18 protein-coding genes and 1 pseudogene are annotated in these 22,490 nt (G+C 62.1%); 12 read left to right on the plus strand and 7 right to left on the minus strand.

Features of this window, described 5'->3' with window-relative positions:
• Window positions 1-178: 178 nt before the first annotated feature.
• From ACI2KG_RS07590 to ACI2KG_RS07600, 3 genes are all read right to left on the minus strand, one after another.
• A complete protein-coding gene (locus tag ACI2KG_RS07590; protein ID WP_404661439.1) occupies window positions 179-874 on the minus strand; it encodes a glutathione S-transferase N-terminal domain-containing protein in 696 nt (231 codons plus the stop codon).
• Window positions 875-961: 87 nt separating this feature from the next.
• Window positions 962-1,459 carry a PaaI family thioesterase gene (locus ACI2KG_RS07595; RefSeq protein WP_404661440.1) on the minus strand — a complete coding sequence of 166 codons (498 nt, stop codon included), beginning with the start codon at window positions 1,457-1,459 and terminating at the stop codon, window positions 962-964.
• A 58-nt stretch (window positions 1,460-1,517) separates the two neighbouring features.
• The gene (locus ACI2KG_RS07600; RefSeq protein WP_400619954.1) at window positions 1,518-2,900 is read right to left on the minus strand and encodes an amino acid permease; all 1,383 of its coding nucleotides are present in this window, start codon (window positions 2,898-2,900) and stop codon (window positions 1,518-1,520) included.
• Window positions 2,901-3,155: 255 nt separating this feature from the next.
• Between ACI2KG_RS07600 and gcvA the strand changes: the two genes are divergently transcribed.
• Window positions 3,156-4,052, plus strand: a complete 897-nt coding sequence (gcvA, locus tag ACI2KG_RS07605) for a transcriptional regulator GcvA (RefSeq protein WP_404661441.1) — start codon at window positions 3,156-3,158, stop codon at window positions 4,050-4,052.
• Window positions 4,053-4,287: 235 nt separating this feature from the next.
• Window positions 4,288-5,538 (plus strand): aspartate aminotransferase family protein, encoded by a 1,251-nt coding sequence (locus tag ACI2KG_RS07610; RefSeq protein ID WP_404661442.1) that lies wholly within the window; start codon window positions 4,288-4,290, stop codon window positions 5,536-5,538.
• A 3-nt stretch (window positions 5,539-5,541) separates the two neighbouring features.
• On the opposite strand, the gene ACI2KG_RS07615 is transcribed toward ACI2KG_RS07610, so the two are convergent.
• On the minus strand, window positions 5,542-5,844 hold the full coding sequence (locus tag ACI2KG_RS07615; RefSeq protein WP_201199645.1) for a hypothetical protein: 303 nt from the start codon (window positions 5,842-5,844) through the stop codon (window positions 5,542-5,544).
• 245 nt (window positions 5,845-6,089) lie between these two features.
• On the opposite strand from ACI2KG_RS07615, the gene ACI2KG_RS07620 reads away from it, so the two are divergent.
• Window positions 6,090-6,515: a hypothetical protein gene (locus ACI2KG_RS07620; protein ID WP_404661443.1), complete on the plus strand. Its 426-nt coding sequence runs from the start codon at window positions 6,090-6,092 to the stop codon at window positions 6,513-6,515.
• A 73-nt stretch (window positions 6,516-6,588) separates the two neighbouring features.
• On the plus strand, window positions 6,589-8,700 hold the full coding sequence (gene fusA, locus ACI2KG_RS07625) for an elongation factor G (RefSeq protein ID WP_404661444.1): 2,112 nt from the start codon (window positions 6,589-6,591) through the stop codon (window positions 8,698-8,700).
• Window positions 8,701-8,830: 130 nt separating this feature from the next.
• Here fusA and ACI2KG_RS07630 read toward each other — a convergent pair whose 3' ends face one another.
• The 3 genes and pseudogenes from ACI2KG_RS07630 to ACI2KG_RS07640 form a co-directional block, all read right to left on the minus strand.
• Window positions 8,831-10,273 (minus strand): SulP family inorganic anion transporter, encoded by a 1,443-nt coding sequence (locus ACI2KG_RS07630; RefSeq protein WP_404661445.1) that lies wholly within the window; start codon window positions 10,271-10,273, stop codon window positions 8,831-8,833.
• A gap of 85 nt (window positions 10,274-10,358) precedes the next feature.
• Window positions 10,359-12,068 (minus strand): S8/S53 family peptidase, encoded by a 1,710-nt coding sequence (locus tag ACI2KG_RS07635; protein ID WP_404661446.1) that lies wholly within the window; start codon window positions 12,066-12,068, stop codon window positions 10,359-10,361.
• A gap of 54 nt (window positions 12,069-12,122) precedes the next feature.
• Window positions 12,123-12,701 (minus strand): annotated as a pseudogene (locus ACI2KG_RS07640) (hypothetical protein).
• A 127-nt stretch (window positions 12,702-12,828) separates the two neighbouring features.
• On the opposite strand from ACI2KG_RS07640, the gene ACI2KG_RS07645 reads away from it, so the two are divergent.
• From ACI2KG_RS07645 to nuoF, 8 genes are all read left to right on the plus strand, one after another.
• Window positions 12,829-13,593 (plus strand): secretin N-terminal domain-containing protein, encoded by a 765-nt coding sequence (locus ACI2KG_RS07645; protein WP_404661529.1) that lies wholly within the window; start codon window positions 12,829-12,831, stop codon window positions 13,591-13,593.
• Window positions 13,594-14,084: 491 nt separating this feature from the next.
• Window positions 14,085-15,410, plus strand: coding sequence for an isocitrate lyase (aceA, locus tag ACI2KG_RS07650; RefSeq protein ID WP_176512818.1), 1,326 nt, complete (start codon window positions 14,085-14,087; stop codon window positions 15,408-15,410).
• A gap of 1,212 nt (window positions 15,411-16,622) precedes the next feature.
• Window positions 16,623-17,282: a lysoplasmalogenase gene (locus ACI2KG_RS07655; RefSeq protein WP_404661447.1), complete on the plus strand. Its 660-nt coding sequence runs from the start codon at window positions 16,623-16,625 to the stop codon at window positions 17,280-17,282.
• 384 nt (window positions 17,283-17,666) lie between these two features.
• Window positions 17,667-18,080, plus strand: a complete 414-nt coding sequence (locus ACI2KG_RS07660) for an NADH-quinone oxidoreductase subunit A (RefSeq protein WP_404661448.1) — start codon at window positions 17,667-17,669, stop codon at window positions 18,078-18,080.
• Window positions 18,081-18,089: 9 nt separating this feature from the next.
• Window positions 18,090-18,767 carry an NADH-quinone oxidoreductase subunit B family protein gene (locus tag ACI2KG_RS07665; protein ID WP_008096180.1) on the plus strand — a complete coding sequence of 226 codons (678 nt, stop codon included), beginning with the start codon at window positions 18,090-18,092 and terminating at the stop codon, window positions 18,765-18,767.
• Between the two features lie 79 nt (window positions 18,768-18,846).
• A complete protein-coding gene (gene nuoC, locus ACI2KG_RS07670; RefSeq protein WP_201199662.1) occupies window positions 18,847-20,628 on the plus strand; it encodes an NADH-quinone oxidoreductase subunit C/D in 1,782 nt (593 codons plus the stop codon).
• A gap of 2 nt (window positions 20,629-20,630) precedes the next feature.
• Window positions 20,631-21,128: an NADH-quinone oxidoreductase subunit NuoE gene (nuoE, locus tag ACI2KG_RS07675; RefSeq protein ID WP_027592810.1), complete on the plus strand. Its 498-nt coding sequence runs from the start codon at window positions 20,631-20,633 to the stop codon at window positions 21,126-21,128.
• Window positions 21,125-22,489, plus strand: a complete 1,365-nt coding sequence (gene nuoF / locus ACI2KG_RS07680; protein WP_400619925.1) for an NADH-quinone oxidoreductase subunit NuoF — start codon at window positions 21,125-21,127, stop codon at window positions 22,487-22,489. The genes nuoE and nuoF overlap by 4 nt, the downstream gene beginning before the upstream one ends.
• Window position 22,490 lies beyond the last annotated feature (1 nt).

The following is a 22,490-nucleotide window of genomic DNA, read 5'->3' on the forward strand; positions in this document are numbered from 1 at the left end:
GCCCTATCGCCGGCAAGCCAGCTCCCACAGGTACACCACAGGCCTGAAGATCTGTGCAGTACATGTAAGCCAGCTTGCTGGAAACCATAAAATCTCCCACAAGTACTGCACAGGCCTCAGCCCCTGTGCAGTTCCTGTGGGAGCTGGCTTGCCGGCGATAGGGCCAGTACAGCCAACATCAAACTGGAATTTTCAGGCCCCGCTGCACCGCCGGCCGCTCGAGGAACTTCGCCAGCACCCGCTGCACTTCCTTGAACTGATCAAAGCCCACCAACTCACGCGCATTGTACCGCTCCACCAGGTTACGCACCCACGGGAAGATCGCGATATCGGCGATGCTGTACGCGTCGACCATCCACTCCCGGTCTTTCAAGTGCCGGTCCAGCACGCCAAGCAAACGCTTGGACTCGTTCACATAACGGTCACGCGGGCGCTTGTCTTCATATTCCTTGCCAGCAAAGAAATGGAAGAAGCCGACCTGGCCGAACATCGGCCCGATGCCGCCCATCTGGAACATCAACCACTGCAGGGTCTGGTAACGCTGGGCCGGGTCCTGGCTCAGCAACTGCCCGCTCTTCTCCGCCAGGTACTGCAGGATCGCGCCCGACTCGAACAGTGGCAACGGCTGGCCGCCCGGCCCGTTGGGGTCGAGGATGGCCGGGATCTTGTTGTTGGCACTCAACGAGATGAACTCTGGGCTGAGCTGGTCGTCATTGTCGAAGCTGACCTTGTGCGGCTCGTAGGCCAGGCCGATCTCTTCGAGCATGATTGAAACCTTGACGCCGTTAGGCGTTGGCAGCGAGTACAACTGCAGCAGTTCGGGGTGTTTGGCGGGCCACTTGCGGGTGATGGGGAAAGCACTGAGATCGGTCATGATCAACCTTGCCTGGGGAATGAACCTGTCACTCTAGAGACATCCCCGGCCGCTGACCATCACCGACCACTTATCCGCGCTGGAAGCTCAGGCCTGGCCGTGGGCCTTGAGCTTGAGCTTTTCGGTATCGACGCGGACAAACACCGAGTCGGCTGTCACGGTCAGCACATCGTCGGCCCACACTTCGCAGATCACCCGGCTCTTGCGCCCCACTTCACCCTCCACGCGCGCCTTGAGCAACAGCTCGACACCCATTGGCGTAGGTTTCAGGTACGTCAGGTTGAGCGTGCCGGTGACGCAGTCGATTCGCGGCAGGCTACCCGGCTCGCGGCCTTCGTGGCGGTAGTGGTAAGCCATGGCCGTCCAGTTGGAATGGCAATCGACCAGCATCGCCAGCAGGCCGCCATACACAAGGCCGGGCCAGCCAATAAAGGTGCTGTCAGGTGCATGCCGGCACACCAGGTGGATGCCGTCGGTGTCCCAATGGCTTTGCAGGTGCAGGCCGCTGGGGTGAGAACAGCCGCAGCCGTAGCAGGTACCTTCAGGCGCTGCGAGGGCCTGCAGGGAAAGGGTGTGGTCGTTCATACGCTTCCTGTGCTTATAGATAGGGGGGGCGCGCAACGCCCCCATTAAAGCAGAAACATCAGGCGGTCTGGGCAACCACCTTGGCGCGCCGCTGGGTCAGCGAAACCAGCAGGATGAATGCGGTCACACCCGCGGTCATCAGCGTTTCATAGCGGTAGGCATCGCTGAACAGCATGTAGCCCAGCACCAGGGCAATGGTGCCGATCACCAGCCAGGTCAGGTACGGGAATAGCCACATTTTCAGCTCCAGCGGGCGCCCTTCGCGCTCGGCACGGGCCCGCATGCGCAGTTGCGACACGGCAATCACCAGGTACACCAGCAAGGCGATGGCACCGGTGGTAGACAACAGGAAGCCGAATACCTTGCCCGGGAACACATAATTGACCAGGCAACCGGCAAAGCCCGCCAGGGTAGAGAAGATCACCGCCACAGTCGGCACGCCCGAGCCAGAGATGCGCTTGGTCACGCTCAGCGCCTGGCCACGGGCACCCAGCGAGTAGAGCATGCGCGAAGCGGTGTACAGGCCCGAGTTCATGCAGCTGGTCACGGCCACCAGCACCACCAGGTCGACCAGCAGCTTGGCACCCGGCACGTTGAGCACTTCCAGCACCCGCTGGAACGAACCGACCGCTTTCAACGCCGGGTCGTTCCAGGCCACCAGCGACACCACCAGGAAGATCGACGCCAGGTAGAAGATCGCGATGCGGTACACCACCAGGTTGGTCGCGCGGCGGATCTTGTCTTTCGGGTTGGCGGTTTCGTCAGCGGCGATGGTGACGATCTCGGCGCCGAAGAACGAGAAGATGGTAATCAGCACGCCACCCAGCACAGTGCCGAAGCCATTGGGCATGAAGCCGCCGGTGTCCCACAGCCGGCTAACCCCGGACACCTCGGCCAGCGGCCAGAAGCCAAACACCGCCAGGGTGCAGACACCGATGAAGCCAATGATCGCCACCACCTTGACCAGCGCGAACCAATATTCGAAGGCGCCGAAGTTCTTCACGCTGACCAGGTTGGTGCCGGACAGCACCAGCATGATCAGGAAGGCGAACAGCCACGACGGTACGCCGGGGAAGTAGGCATGCAGGATATCGGCACCGGCAATCGCCTCGACCGGAATGATCAGCACCCAGAACCACCAGTACAGCCAGCCGATGGTAAAGCCGGCCCACGGGCCGATGGCCTCGGAGGCATAGGTGGAGAACGAGCCGCTGTTGGGGTTGGCGATGGCCATTTCACCGAGCATGCGCATCACCAGCAACACCAGCAGGCCGGTCATGGCATAGGAGATGAGGATGGCCGGGCCGGCGGTGGCGATGGCGTTGGACGAGCCGATGAACAGGCCGGCACCGATGATGCCGGCGATGGAGATCATGGACACCTGACGCGAGGTCAGGCCGTGTTGCAGCGAACGCTGTTTCTTATTGTCTTGCGAAGCCATGAAGAACCCTCGAATGGGTCGGCCGCGGCGTGGCGGCTGAAGGTCGGAGCAGAATTCTTGTAAATGTCTGATAGTCGTTGTTGTTGTTTTGCAGATGCCGAATGCGGGTACTGACCTCCTCTTCGCATGACCGGTTGTAATCGTTGATCCAGGTCAGTATTAATCTATAGGCCGGGGTCAACAAACGACCTTTTCGAACCACATGATTCCGCTTTGGAATGAACTTCTTCCTTTTTTGCTCGGTATTTGCCCGTCATGTCCAAACGCCTGATGCCTTCGACCACCGCCCTTCAGTGCTTCGAAGCGGCCGCCCGCCACCTCAGCTTCACCCGTGCGGCGCAGGAACTGCACCTGACCCAGAGCGCCGTCAGCAAGCAGGTGGCGCAGCTTGAGGACATGCTTTCGCACTCGCTGTTCCAGCGCATTCGCCGGCGCCTGCACCTGACACCGGCCGGCGCGCTGTACCTCACCGAAGTGAACAAGATCCTCACCCAGATCGACATTTCCAGCCGCTACATCCTCAGCTACGGCGACGAAACCGAAGTACTGCGTATCGCTACCCAGCCCACCTTCGGCGCGCGCTGGCTGGTGCCCAAGCTCAAGGGTTTCGGCGACCGATACCCACGCATTCACCTGGACGTGCGCAACGAGCTGGAGCCGTTTGACCTGGTGCAGGCCAAGGCCGATGTCGCGTTTTTCTTCGGCCAGGGCACTTGGCCCGGGGCAACCTGCATCGAGCTGTTCAGCGAAGAGGTAGTGCCTGTGTGCAGCCCGCAGCTGCTGGCCAACCACCGTTTCGACAGCGCCCAGGCGCTGACCGAGCACCGCCTGTTGCAATGCGTATCGCGGCCGGAGGCCTGGCATGAGTGGTTTCTGGGCTTGGGGCTGCACAGCCAGAACAGCTACCACGGGCCGCGCTTCGACACGTTCTACCTGTGCATTCGCGCAGCCATTGCCGGTTGCGGCATTGCCCTGATTCCGCGGTATCTGGTGGCTGAAGAACTCAGCGAGGGCAAGCTGGTGGTGGCCTGGGACCACCCAGTAGCGAGCAATGGCCGGCACTTCATTGCGCATGCCGAACATGCCGCCGAAGTGCCCAAGATTCGGGCCTTTGTGCAGTGGATTCGGGAGCGGGTGGCTGAGGGGGATTGATTACGCCTGCACTGGCCCTATCGCCGGCAAGCCAGCTCCCACAAGTACCCCACAGCCTTCAAGACCTGTGCCGTACCTGTGGGAGCTGGCTTGCCGGCGATAGGGCCGGAATGGCAGACACAAAAACCGGCCAGATCACGAATCCATGGAATGACCGCAATCGAATAATTCGTTTGCGGAATAACCCGCCAACACGCTTGGATAATAAGAAACTCGAACAAGGTCCGCGTGCCCCATGAACCAGGAAAGTATCAGCCAATCCATTGCCATCGTTCACCCGATCACACTTTCCCATGGCCGCAATGCCGAAGTCTGGGACACTGACGGCAAACGTTACATCGACTTCGTCGGCGGTATCGGTGTGCTCAACCTGGGCCACTGCAACCCGGCCGTGGTCGAAGCGATCCAGGCCCAGGCCACCCGCCTGACTCACTACGCCTTCAACGCCGCACCCCATGGCCCGTACCTGGCCCTGATGGAGCAGCTGAGCCAGTTCGTACCGGTCAGCTACCCGCTGGCCGGCATGCTCACCAACAGCGGCGCGGAAGCCGCGGAAAACGCCCTGAAAGTGGCCCGTGGCGCCACCGGCAAGCGCGCCATCATCGCCTTCGACGGCGGCTTCCACGGCCGCACCCTGGCCACCCTGAACCTCAACGGCAAGGTCGCCCCCTACAAGCAACGGGTCGGCGAACTGCCTGGGCCGGTGTACCACCTGCCCTACCCCAGCGCCGATACCGGGGTAACCTGCGAACAGGCGCTCAAAGCCATGGACCGTCTGTTCAGCGTCGAGCTGGCGGTGGAAGATGTGGCGGCGTTCATTCTTGAACCGGTGCAGGGCGAAGGTGGCTTCCTGGCCCTAGACCCGGCCTTCGCCCAGGCCCTGCGCCGCTTCTGCGACGAACGCGACATCCTGATCATCATCGACGAGATCCAGTCGGGCTTTGGCCGCACCGGCCAGCGCTTCGCCTTCTCGCGCTTAGGGATCGAGCCCGACCTGCTGCTGCTGGCCAAGAGCATTGCCGGGGGCATGCCGCTGGGTGCGGTGGTCGGGCGCAAGGACGTGATGGCGTCGCTGCCCAAGGGCGGCCTGGGTGGCACCTACTCGGGCAACCCGATTGCCTGCGCGGCGGCGCTGGCCAGCCTGGCGCAGATGACCGACGAGAACGTGGCCACCTGGGGTGAACGCCAGGAGCAGGCCATCGTCAGTCGCCACCAGCGCTGGAAGGCCTCAGGCCTTAGCCCGTTCATCGGCCGCCTGACCGGCGTGGGCGCCATGCGTGGCATCGAATTCGTCAATGCCGATGGCAGCCCAGCCCCGGCGCAGCTGGCCAAGGTGATGGAAGCGGCGCGGGCCAAAGGCCTGCTGCTGATGCCGAGCGGTAAGGCACGGCACATCATTCGCCTGCTGGCACCGCTGACCATCGAGGCCGAGGTGCTCGAAGAAGGCCTGGATATCCTCGAGCAGTGCCTGGCGGAATTGAACTGAGTTTTACAGGCCCAGTTCAGCCGGGGTAAGCATGTCGGACTCGAAGGCGATCCAGCCGCCTTCAAGTTCGGCGTGGCCGTTGACAATCGGGCCGTAGTAGGTCAGGCCGTTCTCCAGGGTCACGCAGATGTGCGTGGCATTCTTTTCGGGGGCCGCGAGCGTACCGACGAAATGCACCTTTTTCAGGGTCTCGGTCACCGCCTCCAGGCCAACACGCATGTTGGGGTTTTCCGAGGCCTCGGTATCACCCCCGCGGTCTTCGGCGCTGATGGTGACGGTGGCGATGTACGGGTACTTGGTGCTCAAGCGGGGTTACCTCAGTGGGTGGGAAGGCGTATGGGCGCGTAGAGTACGGCAGGCGGTCTCGGTTGTCTCTACCGGCCTCATCGCCGGCAAGCCAGCTCCCACAGGTACTGCATCTCCCTGGGCAATGTGGGGTCCCTGTGGGAGCTGGCTTGCCGGCGATGAGGCCGAGCCTGCAAAAGGTGATCTGCAGGCCCCGATCTGTTAGGGTGCCCGCCGATGCACGCCACACCACACGAGGATCCCGAGTGAGCGCCGAAGAACCCCTGATCGCCGACCTGTTCGATGTCGACAAACGCCTGTCCCTCAAGCCCGTCGTGGACTTCAACAGCTACCTGCGCAACGCCTTCGGCGAAGGCCCATGCCGCTGCCACCGCTGCCTGGAAGGCGCAGACCAGAGCACCTACAGCCACGCGCACAACTTCAGCTTCGAAGGCCGACAGTGGCACCGCCGCTTCGCCAGCACCGCCGGCAGCGACGTCGCCCAGGTGCTGAAAAAGGCCTGGCTGTCGTACACCAAGGCCGACCTGACCCTGATCGGCGCGCTGGACCTGACCACCCTCAAGACCTTCACCGAAGCCACCCTGCACCCGCGCCTGCTGGCCCTGCTGCCGGCCAGCGGCCTGGCCCATGAAGTGGATGGCCAGTGGATGCTGCAAGCCCAGGCCGACTGACGGCCCGGCGGCACGGCAGGATTCCACCGGTCTGCTAACGTGGTGGAATCCGCCCAGCCGCAGGTAGTCCGCCATGGCCCGCACAACGCCCATCGAGCTGTACCGCAATATCGGCATCGTCGCCCACGTAGACGCCGGCAAGACCACCACCACCGAGCGGATCCTGTTCTATACCGGGGTCAACCACAAGATGGGCGAGGTGCACGATGGCGCCGCGACCATGGACTGGATGGCCCAGGAGCAGGAGCGCGGCATCACCATTACCTCGGCGGCGACCACGGCGTTCTGGCAGGGCTCGACCAAGCAGTTCGCCGACAAGTACCGCTTCAACATCATCGACACCCCCGGCCACGTCGACTTCACCATCGAGGTGGAGCGCTCGCTGCGCGTGCTCGATGGCGCCGTCGTGGTCTTCAGCGGCGCTGACGGCGTAGAACCGCAGTCCGAGACGGTCTGGCGGCAGGCCAACAAATACCACGTGCCTCGCTTGGCCTACATCAACAAGATGGACCGCCAGGGCGCCGACTTCCTGCGGGTGGTCAAACAGATCGACCAGCGCCTGGGCCACCACCCGGTGCCGATTCAGCTGGCAATCGGCAGCGAAGAAAACTTCATCGGCCAGATCGACCTGGTGAAGATGAAGGCCATCTACTGGAACGATGCCGACAACGGCACCAGCTACCGCGAAGAAGACATCCCCGCCGAATTGCAGGCGCTGGCCGACGAATGGCGGGCGCACATGGTCGAGGCTGCCGCCGAGGCCAACGACGAGCTGACCACCAAGTTTCTCGAAGGCGAGGAACTGAGCATCGACGAGATCAAGGCCGCGCTGCGCCAGCGCACCATCGCCAACGAGATCGTGCCAACCATCCTTGGCTCGTCGTTCAAGAACAAGGGCGTACCGCTGATGCTCGACGCGGTCATCGACTACCTGCCCGCCCCGTCGGAAATCCCGGCAATCAAGGGCACCGACCCCGACGACGAAAACAAGCACCTGGAGCGCCACGCCGACGACAAGGAACCGTTCTCGGCCCTGGCCTTCAAGATCGCCACCGACCCCTTCGTCGGCACCCTCACCTTCGCCCGGGTGTATTCCGGCGTGCTCAGTTCCGGCAATGCGGTACTGAACTCGGTCAAAGGCAAAAAGGAACGCATCGGCCGCATGGTGCAGATGCACGCCAACCAGCGCGCCGAAATCAAGGACGTATGCGCCGGCGACATCGCCGCGCTGATCGGCATGAAGGACGTGACCACCGGCGACACCCTGTGCGACATGGACAAGCCGATCATCCTCGAACGCATGGACTTCCCTGACCCGGTGATTTCCGTAGCGGTGGAGCCGAGGACCAAGGCCGACCAGGAAAAAATGGGCATCGCCCTGGGCAAGCTGGCCCAGGAAGACCCGTCATTTCGCGTGCGCACCGATGAAGAGACCGGCCAGACCATCATCTCTGGCATGGGCGAGCTGCACCTGGACATCATCGTCGACCGCATGCGCCGCGAATTCAATGTCGAGGCCAACATCGGCAAGCCACAGGTGGCCTACCGCGAAAAAATCCGCAACACCTGCGAAATCGAAGGCCGCTTCGTCCGCCAGTCCGGTGGCCGTGGCCAGTATGGCCATTGCTGGATCCGCTTTGCCCCAGGCGACGAAGGCAAGGAAGGCCTGGAGTTCATCAACGAGATCGTCGGCGGCGTGGTACCGCGCGAGTACATCCCGGCGATCCAGAAGGGTATCGAGGAGCAGATGAAGAACGGCGTGCTCGCCGGCTACCCGCTGATCAACCTCAAGGCGGCGGTCTTCGACGGCTCGTACCACGACGTCGACTCCAACGAAATGGCCTACAAGATCGCTGCGTCGATGGCCACCAAGCAGCTGTCGCAGAAAGGCGGTGCGGTGCTGCTGGAGCCGGTGATGAAGGTTGAGGTTGTCACGCCCGAGGAATACCAAGGCGATATCCTTGGCGACCTGAGCCGGCGCCGCGGCATGATCCAGGACGGTGACGAGACACCGGCGGGCAAGGTGATCCGCGCCGAGGTGCCGCTGGGCGAGATGTTCGGCTACGCCACCTCGATGCGCTCGATGACCCAGGGCCGGGCCAGCTTCTCGATGGAGTTCACCCGCTATGCAGAAGCCCCGGCGAGCATTGCCGATGGCATCGTCAAGAAGAACCGCGGGGAGTAATTCATTCGCCAGTGCCGGCCTCTTCGCGGCTAAAGCCGCTCCTACAGGGACCCCACCGTTTTCGACTCCGGTGAAATACCTGTAAGAGCGGCTTTAGCCGCGAAGAGGCCAGCACAGACAACCACCATGCTCAGTGCTGCTCCCCCGCCCGCTTCAGCAGCTTCTTGCACCGCTCCGACAAATGCACCACGCGCAAATGCTTGCCCGCCTTGGCATAGCGCTCGCGCAGGGTCTTCAACGCCGCAATCGCCGAGTAATCGACAAAGCTCAAGTGCTGGCAATCCAGGGTAACTTTGCCCGGGTCATTGGCCGGGTCAAATTGGTTGAGGAACGGGGTAGTCGAGGCAAAGAACAACGTGCCATGCACCTGGTAGTGCTTGCCCCCCTCCTCGTCCACATAGCTATCGGCATACAGCTCACGCGCATGCTGCCAGGCAAAGTTCACCGCTGCGATGACGATACCAAACAGCACGGCGGTGGCCAGGTCGGTCAACACCGTCACCACCGTCACCGCAATGATCGCCAGCACATCATTCACCGGCACCTTGTGCAGCACCCGCAACGAGGCCCAGGCAAAGGTCTGCTGCGCCACCACAAACATAACCCCGACCAGGGCCGCCAGCGGAATTCGCTCGATCAGCGGCGACAGGAACAACACGAACAGCAGAATCATCACCCCGGCCACCACCCCCGACAGCCGGCCTCGGCCATTGGAGCTGAGGTTGATCACCGTCTGACCGATCATCGCGCAACCGCCCATGCCACCGCACAAACCGGAAACCATGTTCGCCGCGCCCAAGGCCACGCATTCGCGGTCCGGGTAGCCCCGGCTTTCGGTGATTTCATCGGTCAGGTTCAGCGTCAGCAGGGTTTCCAGCAGGCCGACCATGGCCATCAGCACCGCGTAGGGGGCGATGATCTTGAGGGTTTCGAGGTTCCATGGCACATTCGGCAGCGCCAGCACCGGCAGGCCGCCAGCGATATGCGCCATGTCACCCAGGGTGCGGGTGGGCAAGCCGAGCAGGTACACCAGCAGGCCAACACCCAGAATCGCCACCAGCGCCGGCGGCACCGCACGGGTCAGCTTCGGCAGCACGTAGACCACCGCCATGGTCAGCGCCACCAGGCCAATCATCAGGTACAGCGGCGCACCGCTCAGCCAGTGCTCGCCCTCCTTGAAATGCTCCAGCTGGGCCATGGCAATGACAATGGCCAGGCCGTTGACGAAGCCAAGCATGACCGGGTACGGCACCAGGCGCACCAGCTTGCCCAGGCGCAGCAGGCCGAACAGGATCATTACCACCCCGCCGAGCAGCACCGTCGCCAGCAGATACTGCGCACCGTGCTGTACCACCAGTGCAACGATCACCACCGCCATCGAACCGGCAGCGCCAGAGATCATCCCCGGCCGGCCGCCGAACAGCGCCGTCAGGGTGCAGATGATGAACGCGCCATACAGGCCCATCAGCGGGTTGAGGTGGGCCACCAGGGCAAAGGCGATGCACTCGGGCACCAGGGCGAACGAGGTGGTCAGGCCGGCAAGCAGGTCGGCGCGTAGTCGGGCGGGTTTCATGGGCATCCTGTGAGGCGGTCCGGGGCGGACGGTACAAAAAACAAGGGGCGCGATGTTACGGATTTTGTCTGACAGCGGCCACCGTTCAACGCACGCGTTCGCGGCTTTGTACCGCCAGGTCCAGCGCGCGCTGCATGTCCAGCCGCGCCGAGCGCCCAAGGTCGGGGTGGTTCAGCTGACCGCCACGCTCCGATGGCAGGATCGGCGCCGTCAGGTCCTCGGCGTCCATGGCTTCGAAATCCTGCTCGGTGCCCAAGGTCAAGGCGCTGCGCCGCAGCAACATGCGCAGCTGCTGCGGGGTCAGGGCCGGGTTGATCGACAGCATCGCCGCCACGGTGGCAGTAACCAGCGGCGTTGCGTACGACGTTCCGCAATGCGCCAGCGCGCCGGCCACCGGGTGAATGCAGGCCGCCGCACTGACATCCACACGCATGTCGATGTTGGAACTGTGGCGTTTGCGCACGTGCTGCGGGTCTTCGACAGCCACCGTGTTGTCACTGCGCTGGTGCCCGCCCACGACCAGCAGTTGTTCGGTGATGAAGGACGATGGCAGTCGATATTCGTCGGCCCCCGACCAGGACGCCCCATTGCCCGCCGAATTCACGACAACTACATCGGGGTGCTCGGCGCGCAGCCAGAGGAAGAATTCTTCAAGCAGCTCCTCGTAGCCACTCATGGCCAACCCGGAACGCACCAGCGAATCCACCCGCTCGCCCTTGACGTCGCGTGCCCCGATCCGGTGAATGCCCCAACTCCAGTTCAACACCCGCACGCCGTCCTCCACCAGGTTCACTGACGCAGCAATGTTGGCGGTGATGCCCGCATCCGAGTTGCGCTCGACAATCACCTCGAAGCCAGGGCTCTGTTTGCCCAGGCCTGGCAAAAATCCCTGATCCTGCGCGGCAATAATGCCGGCGACATGGGTGCCGTGACTGCTCGGGCGATTGCCGTCACGCGCGTACAGACACGTCTGGGCGTGGTTGCAGCCACCTCGGTAATCGCTGAAACCTGGCGCGTCAAAGTCCACTTCACGCTCGATTACCCCTACCCGCACCGGCTGCACCGGTATACGCGAAGCGGCAATTCGCCGCTGGTAGTAATACAGTGCGTCCATGAAGCGATTGGCGGCCCATTCCTCGCCCTGGTCGATGTCCCCAGGGTCGCGCCCACTGCCTTCCTCACCACGCTCGGGGGCAGACTCCTCGATAATCACGGCATCCACGCTGACTTCACTGCCCATGCGCAGGATCATCGCGTCGCGCTGTTCCAGGTCGTTTACCGGCAAGCGCAGCTGGTAGACATTCAGCGGCGGTATGGCACCCACGACCCGGGCGCCGAATTTGTCGGCGATCCGTCGGGCTTCGCGGAGGCCATCGTGTTTTTCTTCGATCAAAAGACTGACCAAGTCGACATAGGTGGTGAGGCCATCCATATTCTTCGCCACCTCGTCAGAGGCTGCTGCAACAACATGGCTGCGTTGGCTTGTCAGCCAGACCGGGTTACTGCTGCCGCCGCCGTCCTCCAGCCACAGCGGTGCGCTGCCACGGGCCTGGTGGGTCAGTTTCAGCGTCAGACGGTCATCTTGCCACTCGATACTGGCTGGCGGCAGCTTTGCACCGCCGAGCCAGACCGTCGGCAGACCGCCCCCGAGCCCCTCGGCGCGCAGACACCATTGTTGCCCGCCTTCACCGAGCAACTCACCACAACGCTGCAGTTGCTTGATGCGCAACGAATCAGCTGCAGCCTGGGCACCCAGGCTGCATAGCCACAACGACAGGATCAGGCAACGCTTCATGCAATAAGCCCCACTTACGCCATGTGCGTGCGACTGGCGGGGCAGATCAAAGGTTCAGCTGCGGCCGGTCACTGTCTTGTCGCGCAATGCATCAAGGGCCTTTTGTACGTTGGGCGTACTGGCATTGGCCACGGCCTGGGGCAGTTCCAGCTTGCGGCTGACATCGGCCAGGGTTTGCTCGGTAAACGGCGAAAACGGCTGGCGGCGCAGCGTGCGTTCGGCCATTACCTCAAGCACTGCCTGCTGCAGGGACGAAAGTTCGTTCCAGGCGCTTTCGTAGTCGCTCCACACGCCGGCCTGATGATTGAATGCCCCGCTGCGCAGCAGTTCGGCCTTTTTCGCAGCCTTGGCCAGGGCCCCTTCAAAGCTGCCCAGCGCAGCACCGATGGCGCCACTGATGAGTTCTGCCGGCGCGGCGTCGCGGTCCGACCACAGTTCGACGTAAACCGGTAGCCAGCCGCGCCGTATGCATTCCGGGATGAAGTCGTTGTTGAGGAAGGTGCTCTTGCCCGTGCGTCAGGGCGCGGCAAGGAACATGCCCGAGCTGTAATCAACCAGCGACTCGCCGGCCAGGTCTTGACCCAAGGCCTTGGCCAATTGATCGCGACGCAGAAGCGGGCGAATGGGTGACATGCAATTATCCTCAATTATCTTGCTGACTATAATTTATACCCTGCAAGATAATACCCGATAAATGACCCTGTCACGCCACACCGCCGACGTGATCCAGGTCCAGCAGGAAGTCAGTAAATTTGCCATCATGTTGATTCGACCTGCGGAGATCATGGACATGCCGCTACGCCCCCTACTCGCTGCCCTGCTGGTGGTCGCCAGCCTTACGGCCCAGGCCGCCACAGAGGTACTGCCGCTACAGCACCGCAGCAGCGCCGAACTTATGCCCGCCGTGCAGGCGTTTATCGGCAACGACGGCTCGGTCAGCGCCTTCGAGAACAAGCTGATCGTCAACGCCAGCCCCGAGCGCATCGATGACCTGCGCGCCTTGCTGCAACAGCTGGACACCGCGCCCAAGCGCCTGCTGATCAGCGTCGACAACAACGACAGCAACTTCCAGGACAACCGTGGCAACGCGCGGGTCATCCACTACGGCACCAGCAACCGCGAAGGTGGCATGCAGCAGGTACAGGCCAGCGAAGGCCAGCCTGCCCTGATCCAGGTCGGCCAGAGCATCCCGATTACCAGCACCAGCACCGACGGTTACGGGCGCCTCCAGAGCAATACCGAATACCGCAATGTGACCCAGGGTTTCTTCGTCACCCCGAGTTTGAGCGGTGATACGGTTCGTCTGCAGATAAGCACCAATAATGACCGCATCAGCAACGAACGCGCTGATGTAGTGAAAGTACAAAGCACCGACACAACCATCACCGGCAAGCTTGGCGAGTGGATCACCCTGGCGGGTTACAACCAGCAGAGCCAAGCCGATCGCAGCACGTCAAGCCGCAGTTACAGCACTCAACGCGGTGAAAACATGACTTTGCGTGTCAAAGTCGACCTTCTCGACTGATCCCAGGCGTTTCAAGGCCTCGACCAAAGGCCTTGAAACTGACTGCCAAGTCGCATTAGACCAAAGATGTAGTAAGTGAAAAAATCCACTACAAAACATTTGACAGGGTCTTTTTCCCAAGGGCATGATGGCCTCGCTCCCGCTAATCAGGGGCCCTGGCAAGGGCCTTCGAGGCGTGCTCCTCCCACCCCTGGAGGCGCCTCGTGTCTATACGGCCCACAAGGCGGTTCGACGGGATTGCGACTGCAACGAAGAAGTTGTCCCGAGGGACGGAAGCGCATCACCGCAGTACTGGCAATCGCGTAGCACCGCAGCAAGGCAACCACGAGCCGACCTGCCGGAGCACACCTTCGCCTGGCCTGCCACACCCTTCCCCTTCGAGCCTTCGCGTTCGTCGTCGCACGCCCCCGGACAGGACAGCCGCCAGGTCCCTGATCTGCCCCGAGCATCAGCACAATTAACCCAAGATCGATGCGACGAGGTTTATTTCCATGGCACTGACACGCGAACAGCAAATTGCAGCCCTCGAGAAAGATTGGGCCGAGAACCCGCGCTGGAAAGGCGTGACCCGTACCTACACCGCCGCCGATGTCGTTCGCCTGCGTGGCTCCCTGCAGCCTGAGCACACCCTGGCTCGCCAAGGCGCAGAAAAACTGTGGAAGCTGGTCACCCAAGGTGCCCACCCGTCCTTCCGCCCAGAAAAAGATTTCGTCAACTGCATGGGCGCCCTGACCGGCGGCCAGGCAGTGCAGCAGGTTAAAGCCGGCATCCAGGCCATCTACCTGTCCGGCTGGCAGGTTGCCGCCGACAACAACTCGGCCGAGTCCATGTACCCTGACCAGTCGCTGTACCCGGTCGACTCGGTACCGACCGTGGTAAAGCGCATCAACAACTCGTTCCGCCGCGCCGACCAAATCCAGTGGAAAGCCGGCAAGAACCCGGGCGACGAAGGCTACATCGACTACTTCGCACCGATCGTGGCTGACGCCGAAGCCGGTTTCGGCGGCGTTCTGAACGCCTACGAGCTGATGAAGAACATGATCGAGGCAGGCGCTGCCGGCGTGCACTTCGAAGACCAGCTGGCCTCGGTGAAAAAATGCGGCCACATGGGTGGCAAGGTACTGGTACCGACCCAGGAAGCCGTACAAAAGCTGGTGGCTGCGCGCCTGGCTGCTGACGTATCGGGCGTACCGACCATCATCCTGGCCCGTACCGACGCCAACGCCGCCGACCTGCTGACCAGCGACTGCGACCCGTACGACCAGCCGTTCGTGATTGGCGAGCGCACCCGTGAAGGCTTCTACAAGGTACGCGCCGGCCTCGACCAGGCCATCGCCCGCGGCCTGGCCTATGCCCCGTACGCCGACCTGATCTGGTGCGAAACCGCCAAGCCGGACCTGGACGAAGCCCGCCGCTTCGCCGAAGCGATCAAGAAGGAGTACCCGGACCAGATCCTGTCGTACAACTGCTCGCCTTCCTTCAACTGGAAGAAGAACCTGGACGACGCCACCATCGCCAAGTTCCAGCGCGAGCTGTCGGCCATGGGCTACAAGCACCAGTTCATCACCCTGGCCGGCATCCACAACATGTGGCACGGCATGTTCAACCTGGCGCACGACTACGCCCGCAACGACATGACCGCCTACGTGAAACTGCAGGAACAGGAATTCGCTGACGCCAGCAAGGGCTACACCTTCGTGGCGCACCAGCAGGAAGTGGGCACTGGCTACTTCGATGACATGACCACTGTTATTCAGGGCGGGGCTTCGTCGGTGACTGCGCTGACCGGTTCGACCGAGGAAGAGCAGTTCCACTGATAGTGGGTTGCGGTTGAAGGAAGGCCCGGGGCTTGTGAAAGCCCTGGGCCTTTGTTTTTTGCCTGCACCAAACCCACCAGGAGTACACGGAACATGTAGGAGCGGCCTTGCGTCGCGAAACGGCTGCAAAGCAGCCCCAGGATTTCGGCGAAGACGCACAAATTGCTGGGGCTGCTGCGCAGCCCTTTCGCGACACAAGGCCGCTCCTACAGGGGTGATCGTGCAGTCCTGTGGTACTTCAGTGCTTCATGCCCAGCTCGGGTGCCGTTTTCGCCTTGGTAGAAGGTGGTCTTGCCGACGGTGAATTGGGTGTCTTCTGTGGTCATCGTTGTATCCCCTGAGAATTCTCGACTGCCTGGGCTGGCCTCTTCGCGGGCGCGCCCGCCCCCACAGGTGCTGCGTAAACCCTGAGGGTTGTGGTGATCAGGATTTCTTCGAGGGGACGGGGTGGATCGGGGACAACTTTCAGCATGACTCGCTCCTTTCTTTCCTGTTTGGCCGCCATCCGTCCGCTGTCAAACGGTTGGGTGGCAGCTATGCGCGGGTTGACAGACCGGTGGAAAGAAAGACCGGCGCACGCGAACGTGCCCACACGCACAGCCGCCATTGAGGCAAAGCGAGTGCACCTTCTTTCAATTCCGGCCTGTCAAAGCCGTGTCGTTGATGTGCAACGACAGGTCGAGACTAGAGTCCTGCTAGAGCAGCCGCAATGGAAAACAGGCGGCAGGAGTATGTTTGGGAAATGGCCTACAGGGAAGGGGTTAAATCCGACATGTCAGGTGTTCTGCGCCAGATTGCGTCAGGGCGGCGAGGTGCCTGCCTTGGCTTTTGCGGTGTTGCTCAAATCGAGCGCCGCCCGCGCGGCGCTTCGCGGGACAAGCCCGCTCCCACATCTGTTTCGGGCCAGTCCGTCCCGTGAGGTCTCGGTTGTCCGCCTGTTTATTCCATTCGATATTAAAGGGGACGCCCTGCTCTTCATCAATCTGCAGCCATGCACCCAGGGTGCGCGCACGAAGGGAACAGGAGTAACTGGCCCGAAACAAATGTGGGAGCGGGCTTGCCCCGCGAAGCGCCGCGCGGGCGGCGCTCGATCTCACAGGCGCAGAATTCCTCTCGCCATACCCATGCCAGCCCTCACACAATCCAAAGGCATCACCAACAAACCCCACAATCAGGTCTATGCTTGTGGCAGCCCAGCAGCAAGGACCGCCCATGCCTCGTCCAAGCCACCTGACCATAATCGCCCTGGCCGCCGCTGCCATCTATCTATATGCACTGGCCAGCGACAACAGCCTGCTTGCCCTGCTGGCCAAACCCATCCCGGTGCTGGCCCTGATCGCCTGGCTGCGCAGCACCCCAGCCTCGCCCTATCGCAACTGGATCTCCGTCGGCCTGGCCTTCTCGGTACTCGGCGACACCCTGCTGGCCATCCCTGCCGACCTGTTCGTGTTCGGCTTGGTCGCATTCCTCTTTGCCCACCTGGCCTACCTGCGCGCCTATTGCAGCAAAACGCTGCGCCCGGCCCTGCCCGCTTTATTCCTCAGCGCCCTCACCGGCATCACCCTGTTCAGCGTACTCGCCAGCCACGGCCTCGGCCCGCTGCTGATCCCGGTTGCAGTGTACGCCCTGGCGATCAGCGCCATGCTCTGGCGCGCCCTGGCCTGCGGTGGCCTGGCCGCACTCGGTGCCGGCCTGTTCGTATTCTCCGACAGCCTGATCGGCATCGAACGTTTCGTCAGCCCCTTTGCCGCCGCACCGTACCTGATCATCCTCGCCTACTGGCTCGGCCAATGGGCCATCGCTTCATCAGTCGGTCATCGCTCAACCGATAAAGTATTGACCCAGAGCGGTGCAAGCGGCGCTGGAAGCTGATAGAACACGAGCCTTTCGCATTTACAAGTAGGGGGAATCGCCAGATGAACTTTACAAGGTGCAGAACAGCCCAATTACATGGCATCAGGTCAAATGATATTAATTATCATTACGAAACTTGTAATTCGTTACCAGTCGCAAGAAACATAATTAACAAAAGCGCACGCAATGCCCGAATTTCAAGGCTTTCAGCCAGTTACAAGCGGCTTTTGTACTTAATGCTACGAATAAATTTGCTACAGAAATTTTACTTGCACCGGGTTTACCCATAAAATCAGCGCGATTGACTCAGCTGCGACATTTGGTCACTGCACCTGCGACACCACGTCGCCGCTTTACTTATTTCAGACTGCAGAGCTGGGTCTCTGTATAAGGATTTTTAGCATGTCCGTTTCGGCAGGACTCATCGCCCACAACTGGGGCTTTGCCATCTTCCTCCTGGGTGTCGTCGGCCTGTGTGCCTTCATGCTCGGCCTGTCCAGCCTGCTTGGTAGCAAGGCCTGGGGCCGCGCCAAGAACGAACCCTTCGAATCCGGCATGCTGCCCACCGGCAGCGCCCGCCTGCGCCTGTCCGCCAAATTCTATCTGGTCGCGATGCTGTTCGTGATCTTCGATATCGAAGCCCTCTTTCTCTTTGCATGGTCTGTGTCTGTCCGCGAAAGCGGCTGGACCGGGTTCATCGAAGCGCTCGTTTTCATAGCAATTCTGTTGGCAGGTCTTGTCTACCTTTGGCGCGTCGGGGCACTTGATTGGGCTCCCGAAGGTCGCCGCAAGCGGCAAGCGAAGCTGAAACAATGAGGCTTTGGCATGCAATACAATCTCACCAGAATCGATCCGGATGCGCCCAACGAGCAGTACCCGGTCGGTGAACGGGAAACCGTCACCGATCAGCTGCTAGAGGACCAGGTCCACAAGAACATCTACATGGGGAAACTCGAAGATGTGCTGCGTGGCGCGGTCAACTGGGGTCGCAAGAACTCCCTCTGGCCGTACAACTTCGGCCTGTCCTGCTGCTACGTGGAAATGACCACGGCCTTCACGGCTCCCCACGACATCGCCCGCTTCGGCGCCGAAGTCATCCGGGCCTCGCCGCGTCAGGCCGACTTCATGGTCATCGCCGGTACCTGCTTCGTGAAGATGGCGCCGATCATTCAGCGCCTCTACGAGCAGATGCTCGAACCAAAATGGGTCATCTCCATGGGTTCGTGCGCCAACTCCGGTGGCATGTACGACATCTACTCGGTCGTTCAGGGGGTCGACAAGTTCCTCCCCGTGGACGTCTATGTGCCTGGCTGCCCGCCACGCCCTGAGGCTTTCCTGCAAGGCTTGATGCTGCTGCAGGAGTCGATCGGCCAAGAACGACGCCCGCTTTCCTGGGTTGTTGGTGATCAAGGTATTTACCGTGCCGAGATGCCAGCCCAGAAAGACCTGCGTCGTGAGCAGCGCATTGCCGTAACCAACCTGCGCAGCCCCGACGAAGTCTGATCCAGCGACCTGCCGCCCGCTCCCGAAGGAGCCGGCGGCCTGGCTTCATTCTTAACGTTGACCCAAAGCGACCGAGACCATGACAGCGGACAACGCTATTTTCATTCCGCCCTACAAGGCTGACGACCAGGATGTGGTCGTCGAACTGCACAACCGTTTTGGCGCCGAAGCATTCGTCGCCCAGGAAACCCGCACCGGCATGCCCGTGCTGTGGGTCAAGCGCGCGCAGCTCAAAGAGGTGCTCAGCTTCCTGCGTGGCGTGGCCAAGCCGTACAGCATGCTGTACGACCTGCACGGCGTCGACGAACGCCTGCGCACCCAGCGCCGCGGCCTGCCTGCCGCCGACTTCAGCGTGTTCTACCACCTGCTGTCGGTCGAGCGTAACAGCGACGTGATGATCAAGGTGTCGCTCAGCGAAGGCGACCTGAACCTGCCGACCGTCACCGGTATCTGGCCGAACGCCAACTGGTACGAGCGCGAAGTCTGGGACATGTTCGGCATCGACTTTGCCGGCCACCCGCACCTCAGCCGCATCATGATGCCGCCCACCTGGGAAGGTCACCCGCTGCGCAAGGACTACCCGGCCCGTGCCACCGAGTTCGACCCGTACAGCCTGACCCTGGCCAAGCAGCAGCTTGAAGAGGAATCGGCGCGTTTCAACCCGGAAGCCTGGGGCATGAAGCGTCAGGGCGCCAACGAGGACTACATGTTCCTCAACCTCGGCCCCAACCACCCTTCGGCCCACGGTGCGTTCCGTATCGTCCTGCAGCTGGATGGTGAAGAGATCGTCGACTGCGTACCGGACATCGGCTACCACCACCGTGGCGCCGAGAAGATGGCCGAGCGCCAGTCCTGGCACAGCTTCATCCCCTACACCGACCGTATCGACTACCTCGGCGGGGTGATGAACAACCTGCCGTACGTGCTCGCGGTCGAGAAGCTGGCCGGCATCCAGGTGCCGCAGAAGGTCGACGTGATCCGTATCATGCTGGCCGAATTCTTCCGCATCACCAGCCACCTGCTGTTCCTGGGTACCTATATCCAGGACGTCGGCGCCATGACCCCGGTGTTCTTCACCTTCACAGACCGCCAGCGCGCCTACACCGTGATCGAAGCGATCACCGGTTTCCGCCTGCACCCGGCCTGGTACCGCATCGGTGGTGTTGCCCACGACCTGCCGCGCGGCTGGGACAAGCTGGTCAAGGACTTCGTCGAATGGCTGCCCAAGCGCCTCGACGAATACACCAAGGCTGCCCTGCAGAACAGCATCCTCAAGGGCCGTACCATCGGCGTTGCCGCGTACAACACAAAGGAAGCGCTGGAATGGGGTACCACCGGTGCCGGCCTGCGTTCCACTGGCTGCGATTTCGACCTGCGTAAAGCCCGCCCTTACTCCGGCTACGAGAACTTCGAGTTCGAAGTACCGCTGGCCCACAACGGCGATGCCTACGATCGCTGCATGGTCCGTGTCGAGGAGATGCGCCAGAGTATCCGCATCATCGACCAGTGCCTGCGCAACATGCCGGAAGGCCCGTACAAGGCGGACCACCCGCTGACCACGCCGCCGCCGAAAGAGCGCACCCTGCAGCACATCGAAACCCTGATCACGCACTTCCTGCAAGTCTCGTGGGGCCCGGTCATGCCGGCCAACGAGTCGTTCCAGATGATCGAGGCGACCAAGGGCATCAACAGTTACTACCTGACGAGCGATGGCGGCACCATGAGCTACCGCACCCGGATCCGTACCCCGAGCTACCCGCACCTGCAGCAGATCCCTTCGGTGATCAAAGGCAGCATGGTCGCCGACCTCATTGCGTACCTGGGCAGTATCGACTTCGTTATGGCTGACGTGGACCGCTAAGCATGAACAGCACGCTTATCCAGACAGACCGTTTCGCCCTGAGCGAAACCGAGCGCTCGGCCATCGAGCATGAAATGCATCACTACGAGGATCCGCGCGCGGCGTCCATCGAAGCCCTGAAGATTGTCCAGAAGGAACGTGGCTGGGTGCCGGACGGCGCCATCCACGCCATCGGCGAAGTGCTGGGCATCCCGGCCAGCGACGTCGAGGGTGTCGCCACCTTCTACAGCCAGATCTTCCGTCAGCCGGTCGGCCGCCACATCATTCGCGTGTGCGACAGCATGGTCTGCTACATCGGCGGCCATGAGTCGGTGGTCAGCCAGATCCAGAGCGAACTGGGCATCGGCCTGGGCCAAACCACTGCAGACGGGCGTTTCACCCTGCTGCCGGTGTGCTGCCTGGGCAACTGCGACAAGGCCCCGGCGCTGATGATCGACGACGACACCTTTGGCGACGTGCAACCGACTGGCGTTTCCAAACTGCTGGAGGGTTACGTATGACCATTACTTCCTTCGGCCCGGCCAACCGCATTGCGCGCACCGCCGAAACCCACCCGCTGACCTGGCGCCTGCGTGATGACGGCGAACCGGTATGGCTGGCCGAGTACGAATCGAAAAACGGCTACGCCGCTGCCCGCAAGGCACTGGCGCAAATGTCGCAGGACGATATCGTGCAGGCGGTCAAGGACTCCGGTCTCAAGGGCCGTGGTGGCGCGGGCTTCCCCACTGGCGTGAAGTGGGGCCTGATGCCCAAAGACGAATCCATGAACATCCGCTACCTGCTGTGCAACGCGGACGAAATGGAGCCGAACACCTGGAAGGACCGCATGCTGATGGAGCAACAGCCCCATCTGCTGGTCGAGGGCATGCTGATCAGCGCCCGCGCCCTGAAGGCCTACCGTGGCTACATCTTCCTGCGTGGCGAATACACCACCGCAGCGAAAAACCTCAACCGCGCCATCGACGAAGCCAAGGCCGCCGGCCTGCTGGGCAAGAACATCCTCGGCAGCGGTTTCGATTTCGAGCTGTTCGTGCACACCGGTGCCGGCCGCTACATCTGCGGTGAAGAAACCGCACTGATCAACTCGCTGGAAGGCCGCCGCGCCAACCCGCGCTCCAAGCCGCCCTTCCCTGCCGCCGTTGGCGTGTGGGGCAAGCCGACGTGCGTGAACAACGTCGAAACCCTGTGCAACGTGCCGGCCATCGTCGCCAACGGCAACGACTGGTACAAGTCGCTGGCCCGTGAAGGCAGCGAAGACCACGGCACCAAGCTGATGGGCTTCTCCGGCAAGGTGAAGAACCCGGGCCTGTGGGAACTGCCGTTCGGCGTTACCGCCCGCGAGTTGTTCGAAGACTACGCCGGTGGCATGCGCGACGGTTTCAAGCTCAAGTGCTGGCAGCCAGGCGGCGCCGGTACCGGCTTCCTGCTACCCGAGCACCTCGACGCGCAGATGTACGCCGGTGGCATCGCCAAGGTTGGCACCCGTATGGGCACCGGCCTGGCCATGGCAGTGGACGACAGCGTCAACATGGTTTCGCTGCTGCGCAACATGGAAGAGTTCTTCGCCCGCGAGTCGTGCGGCTGGTGCACCCCATGCCGTGACGGCCTGCCATGGAGCGTGAAGATGCTGCGCGCACTGGAAAATGGCCAGGGCCGCGCCGAAGACATCGAGACGCTGCTGGGGCTGGTCAACTTCCTCGGCCCAGGCCGTACCTTCTGTGCTCACGCACCGGGTGCCGTCGAGCCATTGGGCAGTGCCATCAAATACTTCCGGTCCGAGTTCGAGGCCGGTGTCGCTCCAGCATCCGCTGGTGACACCCTGCGCCCTGACCTGGCCAAACCGATCGTGGTCGGCGCATAAC

The sequence above is a fragment of the Pseudomonas sp. NPDC089407 genome, from assembly GCF_044900445.1.
Taxonomy (GTDB): Bacteria; Pseudomonadota; Gammaproteobacteria; order Pseudomonadales; family Pseudomonadaceae; genus Aquipseudomonas.

Bases quoted from the DNA above. Each gene is read 5' to 3' on its own strand.
- ACI2KG_RS07595 (WP_404661440.1), bottom strand. From the start codon at position 1,459: ATGAACGACCACACCCTTTCCCTGCAGGCCCTCGCAGCGCCTGAAGGT.
- nuoC (WP_201199662.1), top strand. From the start codon at position 18,847: ATGACAGCGGACAACGCTATTTTCATTCCGCCCTACAAGGCTGACGAC.
- ACI2KG_RS07635 (WP_404661446.1), bottom strand. From the start codon at position 12,068: ATGAAGCGTTGCCTGATCCTGTCGTTGTGGCTATGCAGCCTGGGTGCC.
- ACI2KG_RS07600 (WP_400619954.1), bottom strand. From the start codon at position 2,900: ATGGCTTCGCAAGACAATAAGAAACAGCGTTCGCTGCAACACGGCCTG.
- ACI2KG_RS07645 (WP_404661529.1), top strand. From the start codon at position 12,829: ATGTTGATTCGACCTGCGGAGATCATGGACATGCCGCTACGCCCCCTA.
- ACI2KG_RS07660 (WP_404661448.1), top strand. From the start codon at position 17,667: ATGTCCGTTTCGGCAGGACTCATCGCCCACAACTGGGGCTTTGCCATC.
- gcvA (WP_404661441.1), top strand. From the start codon at position 3,156: ATGTCCAAACGCCTGATGCCTTCGACCACCGCCCTTCAGTGCTTCGAA.
- ACI2KG_RS07610 (WP_404661442.1), top strand. From the start codon at position 4,288: ATGAACCAGGAAAGTATCAGCCAATCCATTGCCATCGTTCACCCGATC.
- ACI2KG_RS07665 (WP_008096180.1), top strand. From the start codon at position 18,090: ATGCAATACAATCTCACCAGAATCGATCCGGATGCGCCCAACGAGCAG.
- nuoE (WP_027592810.1), top strand. From the start codon at position 20,631: ATGAACAGCACGCTTATCCAGACAGACCGTTTCGCCCTGAGCGAAACC.
- aceA (WP_176512818.1), top strand. From the start codon at position 14,085: ATGGCACTGACACGCGAACAGCAAATTGCAGCCCTCGAGAAAGATTGG.
- ACI2KG_RS07590 (WP_404661439.1), bottom strand. From the start codon at position 874: ATGACCGATCTCAGTGCTTTCCCCATCACCCGCAAGTGGCCCGCCAAA.
- ACI2KG_RS07630 (WP_404661445.1), bottom strand. From the start codon at position 10,273: ATGAAACCCGCCCGACTACGCGCCGACCTGCTTGCCGGCCTGACCACC.
- ACI2KG_RS07655 (WP_404661447.1), top strand. From the start codon at position 16,623: ATGCCTCGTCCAAGCCACCTGACCATAATCGCCCTGGCCGCCGCTGCC.
- nuoF (WP_400619925.1), top strand. From the start codon at position 21,125: ATGACCATTACTTCCTTCGGCCCGGCCAACCGCATTGCGCGCACCGCC.
- fusA (WP_404661444.1), top strand. From the start codon at position 6,589: ATGGCCCGCACAACGCCCATCGAGCTGTACCGCAATATCGGCATCGTC.